A 16787-nucleotide genomic window follows, 5' to 3' on the forward strand; every position below is an offset into this window, starting at 1 on the left:
ATGTGGATGACCCGCGTTTCCATCCAGAACCCGGTCTTCGCGACCATGGTGATGGTGGCCCTGTGTGTGCTGGGCCTGTTCTCCTACTCCAAGCTGGGCGTCGAGCAGATGCCCGACATCTCGCTGCCCGGTGCCTGGATCGACATCCGCTACCCCGGCGCCTCGCCCGAGGCCGTGGAGCGTGAGATCGCCAAGCCGCTGGAAGAAGCCATCAACAGCATCGCCGGTGTCGACCGTATCCAGTCGCGCAGCTTCGAGGGCCGCGTGCAGGCCAGCGTCGAGTTCGGCCTGAACACCGACATGGGCCGCGCGATGCAGGATCTGCGCGACCGCGTCGCCGCAGCGCAAGCCGCCTTCCCCAAGGACGTGAAGCCGCCGACGGTGTCGCGCTTTCAGGCCGACAACGCCCAGCCCGTCGTCGTCATGGCGCTGCTGAGTCAGACCCGCGGCGCCCGCGAGCTGTCCATGATGGCCGACCTCATCGTCTCCAAGCGCCTGGGCCGAGTCGAAGGCGTGGCCAAGGTGGACGTGGGTGGCATGGTCAGCCGCGAGGTGCGCATCGACCTCGACCCGCTGCGCCTGCGCGCCTACGGCGTGACGCCGGCCGAGATCGCCAAGGCCCTGGCCGAGGCCAACAGCGACCAGCCCGTGGGCCTGCTGTCCGACTCCACCTCCGATGCCATCCTGCGCGTCGAAGGCCGCGTGAAGGACCCCAAGCAGTTCGGCCAGATGGTGGTCGCCCGCCGCGGCAACCTGGCGCTGACGCTGAACGACCTGGGCACCCTGGTCGAGCGCGAGCGCGAGATCGACAGCATCGCCCGCATCAACGGCCAGCCGGCCGTGAGCTTCAACGTCTTCAAGCAGCAGGACGCCAACATCGTCGCCACCGGCGACGCCATCAAGGACGCGATGGAGGAGCTGCGCAAGGTGCTGCCCAAGGACGTCGAGCTGCGCCTGATCTATGCCAACTCCGACTTCGTGAAGGGTTCGCTGACCGGCCTCAAGCACACGCTGATCGAGGGCGCACTGCTGACGGTGGCCATCGTCTTCCTGTTCCTGCACAGCTGGCGCTCCACCATCATTACGGGCCTGACGCTGCCCATCGCCGTGATCTCCAGCTTCATCGCCGTGCAGGCCTTCGGCTTCACGCTGAACTTCATGACGATGATGGCGCTCTCCCTGTGCATCGGCCTGCTGATCGACGACGCCATCGTCGTGCGCGAGAACATCGTGCGCCACGTGGCTATGGGCAAGGACCACCACACCGCGGCCGCCGATGGCACCAACGAGATCGGCCTGGCCGTGATGGCCACCACCTTCGCCATCTGTGCGGTGTTCGTGCCCGTCGCCTTCATGGGCGGCATCATCGGCAAGTTCTTCTACCCCTTCGGCATCACCGTCGCGGTGGCCGTGCTGGTCAGTCTCTTCGTCAGCTTCACGCTGGACCCGATGCTGTCCTCGGTCTGGCACGACCCGGTCAACAACCGCATCAAGCATTGGCCGGTGCTCGGCCATGCCATCCGCGCGACCGACTGGGCCATGGAGCACCTGCACAACGTCTACGAGCGACTCATCCGCTGGGCCTTCTCCGGCCGCCGTTACCGCGTCTTCGTGCCGCCCATCCCGGCCTACGGCCATCCGTTCGACGCCAATGGCAGGCGCGACAAGAGTGCCAGCCGCGTGCTGCGCTTCGCGACGCTGACGCCACGCGGGCTGGTCATGTGGGGTGCCGTCGCCAGCTTCGTTGCCGCGCTGATGCTGGCGCCGCTGGTGGGCAGCGAGTTCGTGCCGCAGACCGACAACGGCTTCACGCAGGTCAACCTGCGCATGCCGGTGGCCTCCAGCGTCGAGCGTGGCAGCGCCAAGGTCGCGCAGATCGAGGAGATCCTCAAGGCTTACCCCGAGATCAAGACCGTTTCGACCGTGGTCGGCAGCACCGGCGAAGGCCTGTCCACGGGCCGCAACCAGGCCGCGCTGAACATCTCTCTGACCGACCGCAGCGAGCGCAAGCGTTCGCAGAAGGAGGTCGAGGATGCGATCCGCGCCGACATCGCCAAGATCCCCGGCATCGAGGTCAGCGTGGGCTTCGACCGCCCGATCTGGATCACCATCCTGGGCACCGATCCCGAGGTGCTGACGCAGACCGCCAAGGACCTGGTCGAGAAGATCAAGAAGATCCCCGGCGCCGTCGACGTGGACACCACCGTCAAGCCCGGCCTGCCGGCCTTCGCCGTGCGCCTGAAGGACTCGGCCATCCGCGAGCTGGGTCTGACCGCGCCGCAGATCGCATCCAGCTTGCGCGCCTACGTCAACGGCGAGGTCGCCACCTACTGGACCACGCCCGACGGCAACCAGGTCGAGGTGCTGCTGCGCCTGCCGCGCGAGCAGCGCGAGCGCATCGAGCAGATGAGCAAGCTGCCGGTGGCCTTCTCCAAGGACGGTGCGCCCATCACGCTGGACCAGGTCGCCACCATCGAGCCCGTGTTCAACCCCGAGGTCATCCGCCGTGAGAACCTGCAACGCCGCGAGGCCGTGTTCGCCGGCGTCCAGGGCCGCCCGGGCGGCGACGTGAACGCCGACGTGCAAAAACTCATCAAGAGCACCCAGCTGCCTCCTGGTGTCAGCTTCAAGGTGGACGGCGCCGGCAAGCAGCAGGCCGAGGCCTTCAACGGCCTGCTCGCGGCCATGGGCCTGGCGGTGATCTTCATCTACATCGTGCTGGCCAGCCAGTTCGGCAGCTTCCTGCAGCCCATCGCCATCATGGCCTCGCTGCCGCTGGCGCTGATTGGCGTGATGCTGGCCCTGCTGCTGTGGAGGTCGACGCTGAACGTCTTCTCGATGATTGGCCTGGTCATGCTGATGGGCCTGGTGACCAAGAATGCGATTCTTCTGGTGGACTTCGCCAACCACGCCCGCAAGGCCGGCGCGACGATTGCCGACGCGCTGCTGCAGGCGGGTCTCATCCGTATGCGCCCCATCATCATGACGACGGCCGCCATGGTCTTCGGCATGCTGCCCATGGCCATCGCGCTGAACGATGGTGGCGAAATCCAGGCGCCGATGGGCCGCGCCATCATCGGCGGCGTCATCACCTCCACGCTGCTGACGCTGGTGGTGGTGCCGGTGCTCTACAGCTACCTCACTCGGGAAAAGAGGCCCGCCAGGAAGGTGGCAGAGCAGGGCGGCGCCAGTGCGCTGCCGCTGCATGGCATGCCCGGTGCGATGCCGGCTGACAAGGAATAGGTTCTCCCTCGAGCGCGCTCCAGCGCCCTGGGCCGGCCGCGCAAGTGGCCGGCCTTTTTTAGCTGGCGGCGCAGACCTCGCGCACACAGCCGCGCAGCCAGCGATGAGCGGCGTCGCCGTCCAGGCGCGGATGCCAGATCAACGAGACGGCGAAGGGCTGCAGACCAAGCGGCAGGTCCAGGGCCGGCATGCCCTCACGCAGATGCGCGGTGTGGCGCTCGGGCACGGTGGCGACCAGGTCGGAGGCGCGCGCCAAAGCCAGCGCCTCGGCGAAGCCGGCCACGGTGACGACGATGTCGCGGCTCAAGCCCAGGGTCGCCAACGCGGTTTCGACCGGGCCCGGCGCCGTGGTGCCTCGGGAGATGGCGATGTGGCGGCCGGCCACGTAGCGCGCGGCCGTGGGCTTGCCTCGGGCCAGGGAGTGGCCGGGGCGCACGACGGCGACGAAGCGTTCGCGGAATAGCGTCTGGGCGCGCAGCTCCGGCCCCGTCGTGCTGCCGACGACACCGGTCTCCAGATCCACGCGGCCGTCTCGCAGCGGCGTGCTGTCGCGGTCCGGCTTGGACAGGAAGCGCAGGCGCACGCCGGGCGCCTCGGCGTTTACGCGTGCCAGCAGCGCCGCACCGAAGTTCTCGACAAAGCCTTCCCGCGTGCGCAGCGTGAACTCGCGATCCAGCCGGTCCAACTGCAATGCCGCTGCCGGCCGCAGCGCGGCCCTTGCCTCCTGCACCAGCGCGCCGATGCGCTCGCGCAGTTCCAGCGCACGCGGCGAGGGCACCAACCCTCGCCCGGCGCGCACCAGCAGCGGGTCGCCCGTGGTCTCGCGCAGGCGGGCCAGGGACCGGCTCATCGCCGACGGGCTCAGCCCCTGCCGTCGGGCGGCGCCGGCCACGCTGCCCTCGGTGAGCAGGGCGTCCAGCGTCAGCAGCAGGTTGAGGTCGGGGTCTGGCATGGCGTTTGGTGCATTGATGAAGTGCAGATGATGCGTCTTCCGCTATGTCCGGCCAATGCCTAAGGTTGCGGCATGACGGCCACGACCCTTGCTCCATCCCCCGCCGCGCCGGTTTTCGGCGCACTCGCCAGCCTGGCCCTGTGCACGCTGCTGCCGTCCCTGGCCGTCAGCAGCGCCAACATCGCCCTGCCGACGCTGGCTGCCGCCTTCGGCGCCGGCTTCGCCGAGGTGCAGTGGGTGGTGCTGGCCTATCTGCTCGCGACGACCACCCTCATCGTCGGCGCGGGCCGGCTGGGCGATCTGGCCGGCAGGCGACGGGTGCTGCTGGCCGGCGTCGCGCTGTTCACCGTCGCGTCGGCGCTCTGCGCGCTGGCGCCCACGCTGCCCTGGCTGATCGCCGCCCGCGTGCTGCAGGGCGTGGGCGCGGCGGCCATGATGGCGCTGGCGATGGCCATGGTGGGCGCGGCCCTGCCCAAGGCGCGCACCGGCAGCGCGATGGGGCTGCTGGGCACGATGTCGGCGGTTGGCACGGCGCTGGGGCCGTCGTTGGGCGGCGTGCTGATCGGCGCCCTGGGTTGGCAGGCTGTCTTTGCGGTCAACCTGCCGCTGGGCCTGCTCGCCCTCGCGCTGGCCTGGCGGCGTCTGCCCGCCGACCCGGGGCAGGGAAGGGCGGCGGGCTTCGATCTGCCCGGCACGCTGTGGCTCGCGCTGACGCTGGCGGCCTTTGCCCTGGCGATGACGCGCCACCTCGGCCTGCTCGCTGCCGCCGCCGTCGGGCTGCTGATATTCCTTCGCACCGAAGCCCGGGCCGCATCGCCCCTGGTGAGGCTGGAGCGCCTGCGCGACCCGGCCCTGAGCGGCGCCCTGGCTATGAACGCCGCCGTCTCAGCCGTCATGATGGCCACCCTCGTTGTCGGCCCCTTCCACCTCAGCGGTGCGCTGGGCCTGGGCGCGGCGGCAGTGGGCGCGCTGATGTCCATCGGCCCCGTCGTGTCGGCCTTCAGCGGCGTGCCCGCGGGCCGGCTGGTGGACCGCTTCGGCCCGCGGCGCATGGCCTTGCTGGGCCTCGCGGCGATGGTGGCCGGCTGCGGGCTGATCGCGCTGTTGCCCGCATCGCTCGGCGCCATTGCTTACGTGGGGCCGCTGGTCATCGTCACGCCCGGCTATGCGCTCTTCCAGGCCGCCAACAACACGGCCGTCATGGCGGGCGTGGCGGCCGAGCAGCGTGGCGTCGTGTCCGGCCTGCTGACGCTGTCGCGCAACCTCGGCCTCATCAGCGGCGCGTCAGCGATGGCCGCCGTCTTCACCGCGGGTGGTCTGCGGCTGAGCTTCGCCATTGCGACAGCTCTGCTTTCTTGCGCCATCGGGCTTGCCAAGCGTGCGCGTTGACCCGCACAATCGCCCCCGCTCCGGGGTGCCCGGGCTTGGCTGAAAAGCCGAGCCCAGACGCTGAGACGGTCAGAGAGGACCGAACCCGTGAACTTGAACCGGCTAATACCGGCGTAAGGAGAGCGCATGCCTCAGGCATGCAGGCGAGGGGCCACCCTCGCCTGCGTCCACACAGGCGGCCACGGAGCAACCGACCCACTGCTCCAGGAGACCGCCTTGAACGCCCCCGAAAAACACTTCTCGCTCGACGAGCGCCTGTCGCTGACGCGCGAAACCTTTCCCGCGTCGACCAAGGCCTACATCACCGGCAGCCGGCCGGATGTGCGCGTGCCGATGCGCGAGATCGCGCTGACGAATGGCGAAACTGTCGTCGTGCACGACACCTCCGGCCCCTACACCGACCCCGGCGCCCAGATCGACGTGCGCCGCGGCCTGCCGCCCATTCGCGCCGGCTGGGTCACAGACCGCGCCGATACCGAGGCCTATGTCGGCCGCACGCGCGTCGCGCTGGACGATGGCGGCAAGGAGGACAACGAGCGCATCGCCCAGCTCCGCGCCGAGGCCGCAGCCCTGCAGCGCCAACCGCGCCGCGCAGTGCATGGTGCCAATGTCAGCCAGCTGCACTACGCCCGCCGCGGCATCGTCACGCCGGAGATGGAGTTCGTTGCGCTGCGCGAGAACGGCAAGCGCGAGTGGATGCGCAACTACCTGGGTGACGCCGAGCGCGAGCAGCGCCTGCGCGGCGATTCTCTGGGTGCCGCCATTCCCGATGTCATCACACCAGAGTTCGTGCGCGACGAGATCGCCCGTGGCCGCGCGGTCATCCCCGCCAACATCAACCACACGGAGCTGGAGCCGACCATCATCGGCCGCAACTTCCTCGTTAAGGTCAACGCCAACATCGGCAACTCGGCCGTCACGTCCAGCATCGAAGAGGAAGTCGAGAAGCTGGTCTGGTCCATCCGCTGGGGCGCGGACACGGTGATGGACCTTTCCACCGGCCGCAACATCCACACCACGCGCGACTGGATCGTGCGCAACTCGCCCGTGCCCATCGGCACCGTACCTATCTACCAGGCACTCGAAAAAGTCGGTGGCGTGGCCGAGGACCTGAGCTGGGCCATCTTCCGCGACACGCTGATCGAGCAGGCCGAGCAGGGCATCGACTACTTCACCATCCACGCCGGCCTGCGCCTGCCCTTCATCCACCTGACCACCAAGCGCCGCACCGGCATCGTGTCGCGCGGCGGCTCGATCCTGGCCAAGTGGTGTATCACCCACCACCGCGAGAACTTCCTGTACACGCACTTCGAAGAGATCTGCGAAATCATGAGGGCCTACGACGTGACCTTCTCGCTGGGCGACGGCCTGCGCCCCGGGAGCGGCGCCGATGCCAACGACGAGGCCCAGTTCGCCGAGCTGCGCACCCTGGGCGAGTTGACCAAGGTGGCGTGGAAGCACGACGTGCAGACCATGATCGAAGGCCCGGGCCACGTGCCCATGCATTTGATCCAGGCCAATATGGCCGAGCAGTTGAAGCACTGCCACGAGGCGCCGTTCTACACGCTGGGGCCGCTGACCATCGACATCGCCCCCGGCTACGACCACATCGCCTCTGCAATAGGCGCGGCCATGATCGGCTGGATGGGCACGGCCATGCTCTGCTATGTGACGCCCAAGGAGCACCTGGGCCTGCCCGACCGCGACGACGTGAAGCAGGGCCTGATCGCCTACAAGATCGCGGCGCATGCGGCCGACATCGCCAAGGGCCATCCCGGCGCGCGTGCCCGCGACGACGCGATGAGCAAGGCGCGCTTCGAATTCCGCTGGAACGACCAGTTCGCCCTCGGTCTGGATCCCGACACCGCGCGCGACTATCACGACGAGACGCTGCCCAAGGACTCGTCCAAGGAGGCCCACTTCTGCTCCATGTGCGGCCCGAAGTTCTGCTCCATGAAGATTACGCAGGACGTGCGCGACTACGCGGCTTCGCAAGGCCTGGAGGCGGCCGATGTCGTGGCCGACGGCATGGCGCAGAAGTCTGCCGAGTTCAAGGCCGCGGGCGGCGAGTTCTACATCCCCATCAAGCCTCAAGCCTGATGGACATCGCCATTGCAGGCGCCGGCGTCATGGGCCGGCTGCTGGCCTGGCAGCTGGCGCGGGCCGGGCATCGCGTCACGGTGGCCGACCCGGCCGCCGGGCCGCGCGAGTCCGCCGCGGCCGGCTTCTCGGCGGCGGGCATGCTGAGCCCGCTGGCCGAGCGCGAGCATGCGGAGCCGGAGATCGCCGACCTGGGCTGGCGGTCACTGGCCTTGTGGCCCGCCATCGCCGAGGCGCTGGGCCGGCCCGACCTCGTGCGCACGTGTGGCAGCCTGCTGCTGGCCCACGGCAGCGACCTGGGCGCTGCGCAGCGCGTGCTGGCCCGCATGCCCGATGGCCCGCAGCCGCTGGACCGCGCCGCGCTGGCGGCCCTGGAACCCGATCTGGCCCCCGACCTCAAGGCCTGGCTGCTGCCCGGCGAGGGCCAGCTGCTGCCGCGCGAACTGCTGGCAGCGCTGGCCGAGAGCGCGTCCGGCGTCGACTGGTTCTGGGGCCGCAGCGCCGTCGCCGTGCAGCCGTGCCGGCTGGCGCTGGACGACGGCCAGTGGCTGGACGCCGATCTCGTCATCGACACCCGTGGCCTCGGCGCCAAGCCCGACCTGCCCGCGCTGCGCGGCGTGCGCGGCGAGATCCTGTGGCTGCACGCGCCCGGTGTGGGGCTGGGCCGGCCGGTGCGGCTGATGCACCCGCGCCACCGCGTCTACCTCGTGCCGCGGCCGGGCGATGTCATCGTCGTCGGTGCGTCGGAGGTGGAGAGCGAGGACCGCTCGCCCGTCAGCCTGCGCAGCGCCGTCGAGCTGATGGCCGCCGCTCACAGCGTGCTGCCCGGTCTGGCCGAGGCGCGCATCGTCCACATGGAAACCAACCTGCGCCCGGCGCTGCCGGACCACCGGCCGTGCGTCCATCACGAACCCGGCCTGCTGCGCATCAACGGGCTGTTCCGCCACGGCTGGCTGCTGGCGCCGGCGCTGGCAGAGAAGGCACTTCGACATGTCTGAGTTCACGCTGAACCACCAACCCCGGCCCTGGCGCGAGGGCCTGAGCGTGGCCCTGCTGCTGGCCGAACAGGGCCGGGCACCGCATGACGTCGCCACGGCCCTCAACGGCGTCTTCGTACCGCGCGCTCGGCGCGAGGCGACGCTGATCCAGCCGGGCGACGAACTGACGCTCATCCAACCGATCACAGGAGGCTGAATGACCTGGACCCTCTACGGCCGAACGCTCACGAGCCGCTTCCTGCTCGGCACCGCCGGCTATCCCTCACCCGAGGTGCTGCGCCAGGCCACCCGCGCCAGCGGCGCCCAGGTGCTGACCGTCGGCCTGAAGCGCACGCTGGCGGCGGCTGGCGACAACGGCTTCGTCGCCGCCATCCGCGAGACCTTGAAGCTCGGCGGCGGCCACCTGCTCCCCAACACCGCCGGCTGCCGCACCGCGCAGGAGGCCATCACGCTGGCGCACATGGCCCGCGAGCTGTACGACACGCCCTGGGTCAAGCTCGAAGTCGTCGGCGACGAGTACACGCTGCAGCCCGATCCCTGGGAGCTGGTCGCGGCCGCCGAGCAGCTGGTGAAGGACGGCTTCCAGGTCTTCCCCTACTGCACCGACGACCTCGTCACCTGCCGCCGTCTGCTGGACGCGGGCTGCGAGCTGCTGATGCCCTGGGGCGCACCCATTGGCTCGGGCCAGGGCCTGCTGAACCCCTTCGCGCTGCGCACACTGCGCGAGCGCCTGCCCGGCGTGCCGCTGATCGTGGACGCCGGCATCGGCGCGCCCTCGCATGCGGCGCAGGCCATGGAGCTGGGCTTCGATGGCGTGCTGCTGAACTCCGCCGTCGCCCATGCCGGCGATCCCATCCGCATGGCTGCCGCCTTCGGCCAGACCGTCACGGCCGGGCGCCTCGGCTTCGAGGCCGGCGTCATGGCCCGGCAAGACATGGCCGTGGCCAGCACGCCGGTGGGCGGACGCCCCTTCCTCATCGCATGAACTCCGGCAAGCCCCCCATCATCTGGAGCATCGCCGGCCTGGACAGCGGCGGCGGTGCCGGCCTGTCGGCCGACCAGCGCGCGGCCGACGCCGCGGGCGTGCACCTCTGCCCCATCGCCGCGGCGCTGACGGCGCAGAGCAGCGTCGCCGTGCAGGCCGTCTTCCCGGTGGCCGCCGGGCAGCTCGACGCCCAGCTCGCGGCGCTAGCCGACGATCTGCCGCCGCTGGCCGTCAAGACCGGCCTGCTCGGCGGCGTCGAGCAGCTGCGCGTCGTCACGCGCTGGGTCGATCGCCTGCGCGAGCGGACGCCGGTGGCCCTGGTCGTCGACCCCGTGCTGCGGGCCTCCACGGGTGCCAGCCTGGCCGATGAGGCGCTCGTGCGCGCCTACCGGGAGGAGCTGCTGCCGCGCGCCACTGTCGTGACCCCCAACCGCCGCGAGGCCGAGCGCCTGGTGGGCGTGGGGCCGGCGCCGGATCAGGCGCGCGCATTGCAGGCCCTGGGGGCGGCCGGCGCCTGCATTACCGGTGGTGATGACGCCGGGCCGCTGGCCCTGGACTGGCTGGCCACCGGGCACGCCCGGGGTTGGCTGGCCCTGCCGCGCCGTGAGGCGCAGAACAACCACGGCACGGGCTGCTGCTTCGCGACCGCCCTGGCCAGCGCGCTGGCGCATGGCTTCGTCGCGGCGGACGCGGCGGTCATCGCCAAGATGCTGACGACCTCGGGCCTCGGCGACCCGCACCCCTCACCCGGGGGCGGTGCCGGGCCTGTGCGCCCGCGGCCCGGCTTCATCGCCGAGCCCGGCCTGCTGCCCGCGCTGTTCGACGACGGGACGCCGCCGCCCGCCTGGCCCACGCCTCGCCGCGGGCCGGCGCAGGTCGAAGGCGTCTACGGCATCACCGACAGCGGCTCGCACGCGGCCCGGCTTTTCGGAGCCGGCCTGCAGACGGTGCAACTGCGCGTCAAGCGCGCGGCGGCCGAGGACGACATGGCCTGGCAGGCGCGGCTGCGCACCGAGATCGCGGCGGCCCGCCGCCCAGCGGGCGCCACCCTCGTTGTCAACGACCATTGGCGCGAGGCGCTGGCGCTCGGCGTCGACGCCGTCCATCTGGGCCAGGAGGACCTGCTCGCGCTGTCGCCCGCGGACCGCCGAGACCTCGCCGACGCCCGCGATGCTGGCCTGCGCCTGGGCCTGAGTTCGCACAGCCTGTGGGAACTGGCCCGCGCCGCGGCCTGGGCGCCCGACTACATCGCCTGCGGACCCGTCTGGCCGACGCTCACCAAGGCCATGCCCTGGCGGCCACAGGGCCTGGGCAACCTGGCTTGGTGGGCCGCAATGGCACCGGCCCCGGTCGTCGGCATCGGCGGCGTGCTGGAGACCTGGCAACTGGCCCGCATCGCGGCCAGCGGCGCCAGCGCCGGCTGTGTCGTTCGGGGGCTGGCGCCGGGCGGCGAAACGTCGGTGTCCGACTGGTTGGACGCCTGGCACCACGGGGCCGCCATGCCCAGGGCCGGTGACGCCGGCTGGCCCCAGCCCAGCCTTTAGGCCAGCGCCTCGCAGCGCTCGCGCAGTTGGGCGGCCAGCCGCCGCAGTGCAGGCGTCAGCCGGTGCCGGCCGACGGCCATCCAGTGCAGCGGCGCCGCTTCGCCCAGCCAGCCTGGCAGCAGGGGAACCAGCCGTCCGGCAGCGAGGTCGGCGGCGATATCCAGCCCGCTCTTGTAGGCGATGCCCAGCCCGGCCAAGGCCCATTCGCGCACCAGGCCACCGTCGTCGGCGATACGCCGGCCCGTCACTTCGACGGCCTGGGTCTCGCCCCCCGCCGAGGAGAAACGCCAGCGGCCATGCAAGGCGTCGCCGAGCACATAGCGCAGGCAGTCGTGGCCACGCAGATCAGCCGGCGCCAGCGGGCGGCCGTGCCGGGCGATGTAGGCCGGGCTGGCGCACAGCACGCGCCGGTTGGCCGGTGCCAGCGGCAGCGCGACGAGGCTGGAGTCCGGCGGCTCGCCGTAGCGCACCGCGTAGTCCACGGGTTGCTGCACGAGGTCGGTCAGTCGGTCGCTGATGCGCAGTTCCAACTGCAGCCCCGCATCGGCCTCGGCGGCCGCGAAGTCCTCGATCCAGCGCCACAGGTGCTGGCGGCCGATGTCGCTGGGCAGGCTGATGCGCAGCCGGCCGCTCAGCGGCCGTGCCTCGCCGGCCGCGGCCAGCAGCGCGGCCTGGCCGTCCTCCCAGGCCGCCAGCAGCTGGCGGGCATGGGGCAGCCATTGCTCGCCGGCGTCGGTCAGGCGCAGCCGGCGCGTCGAGCGTTCGAACAGGCGCACGCCCAGCTCGCGTTCCAGCCGGGCGACGGTGGCGCTGGCCTGCACCGGGCCGAGGTCCAGCCGGCGCGCAGCGGCCGAGAAGCTGCCGGCCTCGGCGGCGGCGACGAAGAGCTGCAGCGGCGCAAGTCGATCCATCTTCACGTTTGCAATGAAACTGATTCGCCAATCCTAGTCTTTGTGGATTGAATGCCGGGCGCCACCATGACGGCCATCGTTGAACGCCTCCCGAAAGGACGCCCGCCATGAAAGCCGTCGGCTATCGCCAATCCTTGCCCATCCACCACCCGGAATCGCTCGTCGATCTGACGCTGGCCGCCCCCGAGCAGGGCCCGCGCGACCTGCTGGTGCGCGTGTCGGCCGTGTCGGTCAACCCGGTCGACACCAAGGTGCGCCGCAGCCGCGCGCCGCAGCCTGACCACCCCGAAGTGCTGGGCTGGGACGCCGTCGGCACCGTCGAAGCCCTGGGGCCGGCGGTGGCGGGCTTTGCCGTCGGGGACCGCGTCTGGTACGCCGGCGCCATCAACCGCCCGGGTTCGAATGCCGAGCTGCAACTGGTGGACCACCGCATCGCCGCGCTGGCGCCGCGCACCCTGGGCGACGCCGAGGCCGCGGCCCTGCCGCTGACGGCCATCACGGCCTGGGAGCTGCTGTTCGACCGCCTGGGCGTGGCCGAGGGAGGCGGCGCGGGCCGGAGCCTGCTCGTCACCGGCGCCGCCGGCGGCGTGGGCTCCGTCCTCGTGCAGCTGGCCCGCGAACTGACCCAGCTGCGCATCATCGGCACGGCCAGCCGGCCCGAGACCCAGGCCTGGGTGAAGGATCTGGGCGCCCACGCCGTCATCGACCACGGCCAGCCGCTGCGCCCGCAACTGGTGGTGGCCGGCGTGGCGGAGGTCGAATACGTGGCCAGCCTGACGCACACCGACCAGCATTGGGAAGCCCTGATCGATGCGGCCGCGCCGCAAGGCCGCATCGGCCTCATCGACGACCCCGCCACGCCGCTGGACGTGACGCTGCTCAAGCGCAAGGCGCTGTCGCTGCACTGGGAAATGATGTTCACCCGCTCGATGTTCGGCACGGCAGACATCACCGAGCAGGGCCGGCTGCTGGCGCGCATGGCGGCCCTGGTGGACCAGGGGCGGCTGCGCAGCACGGTCAGCGAGCGCCTGAGCCCCATCAACGCGGCCAATCTGCGGCACGCGCATGCGCTGGTGGAGTCAGGCCGCATGCGCGGCAAGCTGGTGCTCAGCGGCGGCTTCTGAGGCTGCGGGTCACCACTTGCAGCCCTTGCCACGGGCTGCGTCGATGGCCAGCGGCACGGCGGCCAGGATGCCGGCATTGCTGTAGGCCTTGCGGCAGTCCTTGTTGGCGGCGTCTTCGATGGACTGCTCCAGCCTGGACTTGCGCTCGGGCGGCTGGGGCAGCATGTCGATGAGGCCGGGGCCTCGGCGCGCGGCGATGTCGCCGCCGCGCGGCAGGGAGAGGTTCAACGGCGCGCGCGGTGCGCTGGCGGCGGCGGAAGGAGGCACGGCCAGATCGGGACCGAGGCGCGAGCCGGCGTCCGGCGAGCCGGCCGACGCCTTGGGCGCGGCAAAGGGATCGGCGCCCGGGTCGCCCCTGGCGGGGCCGGCCGGCGCGCCGACCTGGCCCGGCAGCGCGTTGGACAGCTCGGGCAGGGTCGACGTGCCCGCCGATGGGGCGGCCGCGCGCGGGTTCAACGCCGGTTGCAGGGGCGCGACGCCGTCGGCGCCGTCGGTCGACTCCAGCCGGCGCACCGGCGCGGGCAGGTCCTGGCTGTTCGTCAGCGGCGTGCTCGTCGTGGCGGCCGTGGTGGCCGGCGTGCGCAGCTCGCCGGCCCGGCTCAGCGGCGTGACGGCAGCGGCGCCGGTGGTGGCTTCCAGCCGCTGCACGGCGGCGGGCAGCGGCGTGCTGCTGGGCAGGGGCTGGCTGCTGACGGCGCCTGGCGCCGGACGCAGCTCGGCCGGGCGCGGAAGGGCCGTGGCGATGCCCGTCTCGGCCGGGCTTTCGAGGCGCCGCACCGCAGCCGGCAGCTCGGTGCTGGGCGTGGGCACTGGAGCTGGCGCCGGGGCGGAGCGCAGTTCCGCCGGGCGGGGCAGGGTGGCCGCGCGGGCGGGCGCTGGCGCGGCGTCCAGGCGGCTGACGGCGGATGGCAGTTCGGCGGGCAGCGTCGGCAGCTCGGCAGGCCGGGCCGCTGTGCGCAGGCTGGCGGCTGGCGGCAGGGCCGCGACGGCCGCCTCGGGCCGCGCCTCCAGGCGGCCGACAGGCGCGGGCAACTCGGCGGTCGGCGTGGGCAGCGGCGTGCTGCGCGGCATCGGTGTCGTCAGCTGCTCCCGCTCGATGGGCTTGAAGCCCTCGGGCAAGTCCAGCGTTGCCGTGCTGGGCGGCGCCGCCGACACCTCATCGGTGCGGGATGCCTCGGGTGCGACCTCGCGCGGGTTCCAGCGGCCGAGTGCCGCAGCGCCGGGATCGGTGGCTGGCGGCGCGGCGTCGGCCGGGCGAACCTGCCCGCCCTGGCGTGGCCGGGCGCCGCTGCCGGGGGCCCCGTTGTCGCGCCACGCCTCGGCCGGATCGCCCGGCGGCGCGCCGGGCTCGCCGCCGCTGCGACCCAGCAGCTTCACCGTCAGGCTGCCCCACACGCCCTGGCCCGGCGCCGCCGTGCCGGTGGCATTGCCGAAGACCAGCACCAGCCAGACATGCAGCAGCACGGCCAACAGCAGGCAGCGCTGCAGCTGGCGCGGGTCGGGGGGCGGTCGGCGGGGGAGGGTGAGGGCGGCGGACACGGCGGGCGAATTGTGTCGCGGCGCGGCCGGCACCCACTCAACGCAGCGAGGGCTGGAACGCCGCGTCGGTCAGCGGCGCGAAGCCGAAGCCTTCGGCCCGCAGGCGCTGGATCAGTGCGTCCAGCTGGGCCAGCGTGTTGGGGTGGATCTCGTGCATCAGCACGATGCCGCCGTTGCGCGCCTTGACGGCGCTGACGACATGGTCCACGAAGTGCTCGCGGTCGGACTTGGCCACGCCGCAGATCTTGGCCTCGTGGGCGTCGATGCTGCCGGTCTTGTCGAAGGCCCAGTCGCAGCTGTCCACATGCCAGCCGACGATGCGGTAGCCCAACTGCTGCAGCTGGGCGTTGGCTTCGCAGCTGGCATTGCCGTAGGGGTAGCGGAAGAGCTTGGGCGCCTCCAACGCGGCCAGCGCCGCGTCGCTGCGCGTCAGCTCGCTGGCCTGCCGGTCCGGCGCGATGTCGTGGAAATTGGGATGAGACCAGGAATGGTTGCCCACCAGCGCCAGCGGGTGGGCCTTCACGAGCGCCGCCAGCTCGGCGTGGCGCTGGGCCTTGGCGGCGATGAGGAAGAAGCTGGCCGGTATCTTGTGCTTGTCCAGCAGCGCCAGGATGGCCTCCGTGGCGCCGGGCTCGGGGCCGTCGTCGAAGCTGAGGCTGACGACGCCGGGCGGCGGTGGCGTGGCGATGTCGGACTCGAAGCGGCAGCGCTGCCTGACGGCCTCGGCCGGCTGGTTCATCTGCTCCGCCAGACCGCGGGCGCGGGCGGCGCGGATGTCGATGGCGCGGTGGTGGGAGTGCTCGGCATGCGCCACTGCCGCGCTGTCGGCGGAGGCCGGTGCAGGCGGCACCGATGGCTGGGCGAGGGGCGCGCCCAAGCCCAGGGCGAGGGCGGCGGCACAGAGCAGGCGGGGCGTCATTTTCACCGCCGCGATTGTGGCTGGCCGGGGCTCAGGGCCAGGCCGGCAGCGTGTGCAGGACAGGCCCCAGCCAGCTGCCTTCGGACCGGACGCTGCGCTCGATGACACGCGTGCGGCCGTCGGCCTGGCGGATCAGCACGGTGGAACAGCGCGTGCCGTAGGCAGCCAGGCCGGGCCGCGCCGGGTCGGGCATGCGCACGAAGCGTGGCGACAGCAGGCGTTCGCGCGCCAGGCCGACGCCGGTGTCGGGCAGGGCATCGTCGTCGGCGGGCGTGGTGTCTGCCAGCGCAGCGAAGAGGTCTTCGGCCAATTGCTCGGCCGTCCTGGCCCGTGCCAGCGCGTCGGCGATGGCAGTCTTCAGGCCGGTCGTCTTGGGCCAGGGCGTGTCCAGCGCCGCGTTGGACAGTGCGTGGATGCCGGGCGCGAGCGCCTGAGGCGCATCGGTGCGGTTGCTGATCCAGTGCCAGCGGTCCCGGGCCAGATCCGCCGTGACGAGGTTGAAGCCGTTGTAGCCGGACGCCAGCGTCGCGGCGAAGGCGGGGCCATCCAGCGCGCTGGCCAGCCAGTCCACCACCAGTGCACCGCGCGAGGGCGCCGTTGCGACCTGCCGGCCTGGCTCGCGCACATTGGTCAGCAAGGCCAGGCGGCCGGCACGCGTCAGACCGAACCAGGTGCCGCCGGCGCCAAGGTCCCGGCCGGCGAGCAGCTCGACCTGGCCGGCCTGCCACCAGGCCATGGGCGCGGCAGGCCTGGCGAAGAACTCGTCGCGGTTGGCCGCGATGACGAGCGGGAAGTTGGGGTGGGCGTCGAGCGCGAAGGCGGCGAGGCACATAGGCCGGGCATTTCAGGGAACAGCAGGCCTGCGGGCCCTTCCAGCTGCACTACCTCAGGTGCGGCCTCAGGCCGAGGGGCGCCGTTTTTCCGCCAACCGCCCCATCAGCACACCCAGCCCGCTGCAGGACATCGCGAAGGTGGACAGCAGCAGCCACGATCCGCTGTCGACGCGGAGTTCTCGTCCGGAAACCAGTGTGAGCAGCAGGAAAAGCGAGGCCATGGGAACGAGTTTCATGGGGGCTCCGAGAA

Annotated in this window: 14 protein-coding genes and 1 riboswitch; of the genes, 8 read left to right on the forward strand and 6 right to left on the reverse strand. The window is 71.8% G+C overall.

The annotated features are described in order from the left end of the window. Positions 1 to 3243 (forward strand): efflux RND transporter permease subunit, encoded by a 3243-nt coding sequence (locus AC07VX_RS07605; protein ID WP_493164144.1) that lies wholly within the window; start codon positions 1 to 3, stop codon positions 3241 to 3243. A gap of 58 nt (positions 3244 to 3301) precedes the next feature. On the opposite strand, the gene AC07VX_RS07610 is transcribed toward AC07VX_RS07605, so the two are convergent. Next, on the reverse strand, positions 3302 to 4195 hold the full coding sequence (locus tag AC07VX_RS07610; protein WP_493164145.1) for a LysR family transcriptional regulator: 894 nt from the start codon (positions 4193 to 4195) through the stop codon (positions 3302 to 3304). Positions 4196 to 4267: 72 nt separating this feature from the next. On the opposite strand from AC07VX_RS07610, the gene AC07VX_RS07615 reads away from it, so the two are divergent. The 6 genes from AC07VX_RS07615 to AC07VX_RS07640 all read left to right on the forward strand — a co-directional run bounded on the left by AC07VX_RS07615 (position 4268) and on the right by AC07VX_RS07640 (position 11211). After that, on the forward strand, positions 4268 to 5584 hold the full coding sequence (locus AC07VX_RS07615) for an MFS transporter (RefSeq protein ID WP_493164146.1): 1317 nt from the start codon (positions 4268 to 4270) through the stop codon (positions 5582 to 5584). An 11-nt stretch (positions 5585 to 5595) separates the two neighbouring features. Beyond that, positions 5596 to 5721, forward strand: a riboswitch (TPP riboswitch). Positions 5722 to 5800: 79 nt separating this feature from the next. Next, complete coding sequence (gene thiC, locus AC07VX_RS07620) at positions 5801 to 7684, forward strand: phosphomethylpyrimidine synthase ThiC (protein WP_493164148.1); 1884 nt, start codon at positions 5801 to 5803, stop codon at positions 7682 to 7684. Continuing rightward, entirely contained in the window at positions 7684 to 8682 is a 999-nt protein-coding gene (locus AC07VX_RS07625; protein WP_493164150.1) for an FAD-dependent oxidoreductase, read from the forward strand. The genes thiC and AC07VX_RS07625 overlap by 1 nt, the downstream gene beginning before the upstream one ends. Then, positions 8675 to 8878 carry a sulfur carrier protein ThiS gene (thiS, locus tag AC07VX_RS07630; RefSeq protein ID WP_493164151.1) on the forward strand — a complete coding sequence of 68 codons (204 nt, stop codon included), beginning with the start codon at positions 8675 to 8677 and terminating at the stop codon, positions 8876 to 8878. The genes AC07VX_RS07625 and thiS overlap by 8 nt, the downstream gene beginning before the upstream one ends. After that, positions 8879 to 9667, forward strand: coding sequence for a thiazole synthase (locus tag AC07VX_RS07635; protein WP_493164152.1), 789 nt, complete (start codon positions 8879 to 8881; stop codon positions 9665 to 9667). Next, positions 9664 to 11211, forward strand: coding sequence for a bifunctional hydroxymethylpyrimidine kinase/phosphomethylpyrimidine kinase (locus AC07VX_RS07640; protein WP_493164154.1), 1548 nt, complete (start codon positions 9664 to 9666; stop codon positions 11209 to 11211). The genes AC07VX_RS07635 and AC07VX_RS07640 overlap by 4 nt, the downstream gene beginning before the upstream one ends. On the opposite strand, the gene AC07VX_RS07645 is transcribed toward AC07VX_RS07640, so the two are convergent. Next, positions 11208 to 12122, reverse strand: coding sequence for a LysR family transcriptional regulator (locus AC07VX_RS07645; RefSeq protein ID WP_493164504.1), 915 nt, complete (start codon positions 12120 to 12122; stop codon positions 11208 to 11210). The two genes, AC07VX_RS07640 and AC07VX_RS07645, sit on opposite strands and share 4 nt — an antisense overlap. Positions 12123 to 12229: 107 nt before the next feature. Between AC07VX_RS07645 and AC07VX_RS07650 the strand changes: the two genes are divergently transcribed. After that, the gene (locus tag AC07VX_RS07650) at positions 12230 to 13246 is read left to right on the forward strand and encodes a zinc-binding alcohol dehydrogenase family protein (protein ID WP_493164155.1); all 1017 of its coding nucleotides are present in this window, start codon (positions 12230 to 12232) and stop codon (positions 13244 to 13246) included. Between the two features lie 9 nt (positions 13247 to 13255). Here AC07VX_RS07650 and AC07VX_RS07655 read toward each other — a convergent pair whose 3' ends face one another. The 4 genes from AC07VX_RS07655 to AC07VX_RS07670 all read right to left on the reverse strand — a co-directional run bounded on the left by AC07VX_RS07655 (position 13256) and on the right by AC07VX_RS07670 (position 16773). Further along, the gene (locus AC07VX_RS07655; protein ID WP_493164156.1) at positions 13256 to 14785 is read right to left on the reverse strand and encodes a hypothetical protein; all 1530 of its coding nucleotides are present in this window, start codon (positions 14783 to 14785) and stop codon (positions 13256 to 13258) included. A 37-nt stretch (positions 14786 to 14822) separates the two neighbouring features. Continuing rightward, positions 14823 to 15704 (reverse strand): polysaccharide deacetylase family protein, encoded by an 882-nt coding sequence (locus AC07VX_RS07660; RefSeq protein ID WP_493164505.1) that lies wholly within the window; start codon positions 15702 to 15704, stop codon positions 14823 to 14825. 31 nt (positions 15705 to 15735) lie between these two features. Beyond that, positions 15736 to 16536, reverse strand: coding sequence for an NRDE family protein (locus AC07VX_RS07665; protein WP_493164157.1), 801 nt, complete (start codon positions 16534 to 16536; stop codon positions 15736 to 15738). A 66-nt stretch (positions 16537 to 16602) separates the two neighbouring features. Then, positions 16603 to 16773, reverse strand: a complete 171-nt coding sequence (locus tag AC07VX_RS07670) for a hypothetical protein (protein WP_493164159.1) — start codon at positions 16771 to 16773, stop codon at positions 16603 to 16605. Positions 16774 to 16787 lie beyond the last annotated feature (14 nt).

The organism is Roseateles sp. GW821-FHT03B02 (assembly GCF_059421025.1).

Excerpts from the sequence above, each read along its gene's own strand:
- AC07VX_RS07605 (WP_493164144.1), top strand. The coding sequence starts at position 1 with ATGTGGATGACCCGCGTTTCCATCCAGAACCCGGTCTTCGCGACCATG.
- AC07VX_RS07610 (WP_493164145.1), bottom strand. The coding sequence starts at position 4,195 with ATGCCAGACCCCGACCTCAACCTGCTGCTGACGCTGGACGCCCTGCTC.
- AC07VX_RS07615 (WP_493164146.1), top strand. The coding sequence starts at position 4,268 with ATGACGGCCACGACCCTTGCTCCATCCCCCGCCGCGCCGGTTTTCGGC.
- AC07VX_RS07625 (WP_493164150.1), top strand. The coding sequence starts at position 7,684 with ATGGACATCGCCATTGCAGGCGCCGGCGTCATGGGCCGGCTGCTGGCC.
- thiS (WP_493164151.1), top strand. The coding sequence starts at position 8,675 with ATGTCTGAGTTCACGCTGAACCACCAACCCCGGCCCTGGCGCGAGGGC.
- AC07VX_RS07635 (WP_493164152.1), top strand. The coding sequence starts at position 8,879 with ATGACCTGGACCCTCTACGGCCGAACGCTCACGAGCCGCTTCCTGCTC.
- AC07VX_RS07640 (WP_493164154.1), top strand. The coding sequence starts at position 9,664 with ATGAACTCCGGCAAGCCCCCCATCATCTGGAGCATCGCCGGCCTGGAC.
- AC07VX_RS07645 (WP_493164504.1), bottom strand. The coding sequence starts at position 12,122 with ATGGATCGACTTGCGCCGCTGCAGCTCTTCGTCGCCGCCGCCGAGGCC.
- AC07VX_RS07650 (WP_493164155.1), top strand. The coding sequence starts at position 12,230 with ATGAAAGCCGTCGGCTATCGCCAATCCTTGCCCATCCACCACCCGGAA.
- AC07VX_RS07660 (WP_493164505.1), bottom strand. The coding sequence starts at position 15,704 with ATGACGCCCCGCCTGCTCTGTGCCGCCGCCCTCGCCCTGGGCTTGGGC.
- AC07VX_RS07665 (WP_493164157.1), bottom strand. The coding sequence starts at position 16,536 with ATGTGCCTCGCCGCCTTCGCGCTCGACGCCCACCCCAACTTCCCGCTC.
- AC07VX_RS07670 (WP_493164159.1), bottom strand. The coding sequence starts at position 16,773 with ATGAAACTCGTTCCCATGGCCTCGCTTTTCCTGCTGCTCACACTGGTT.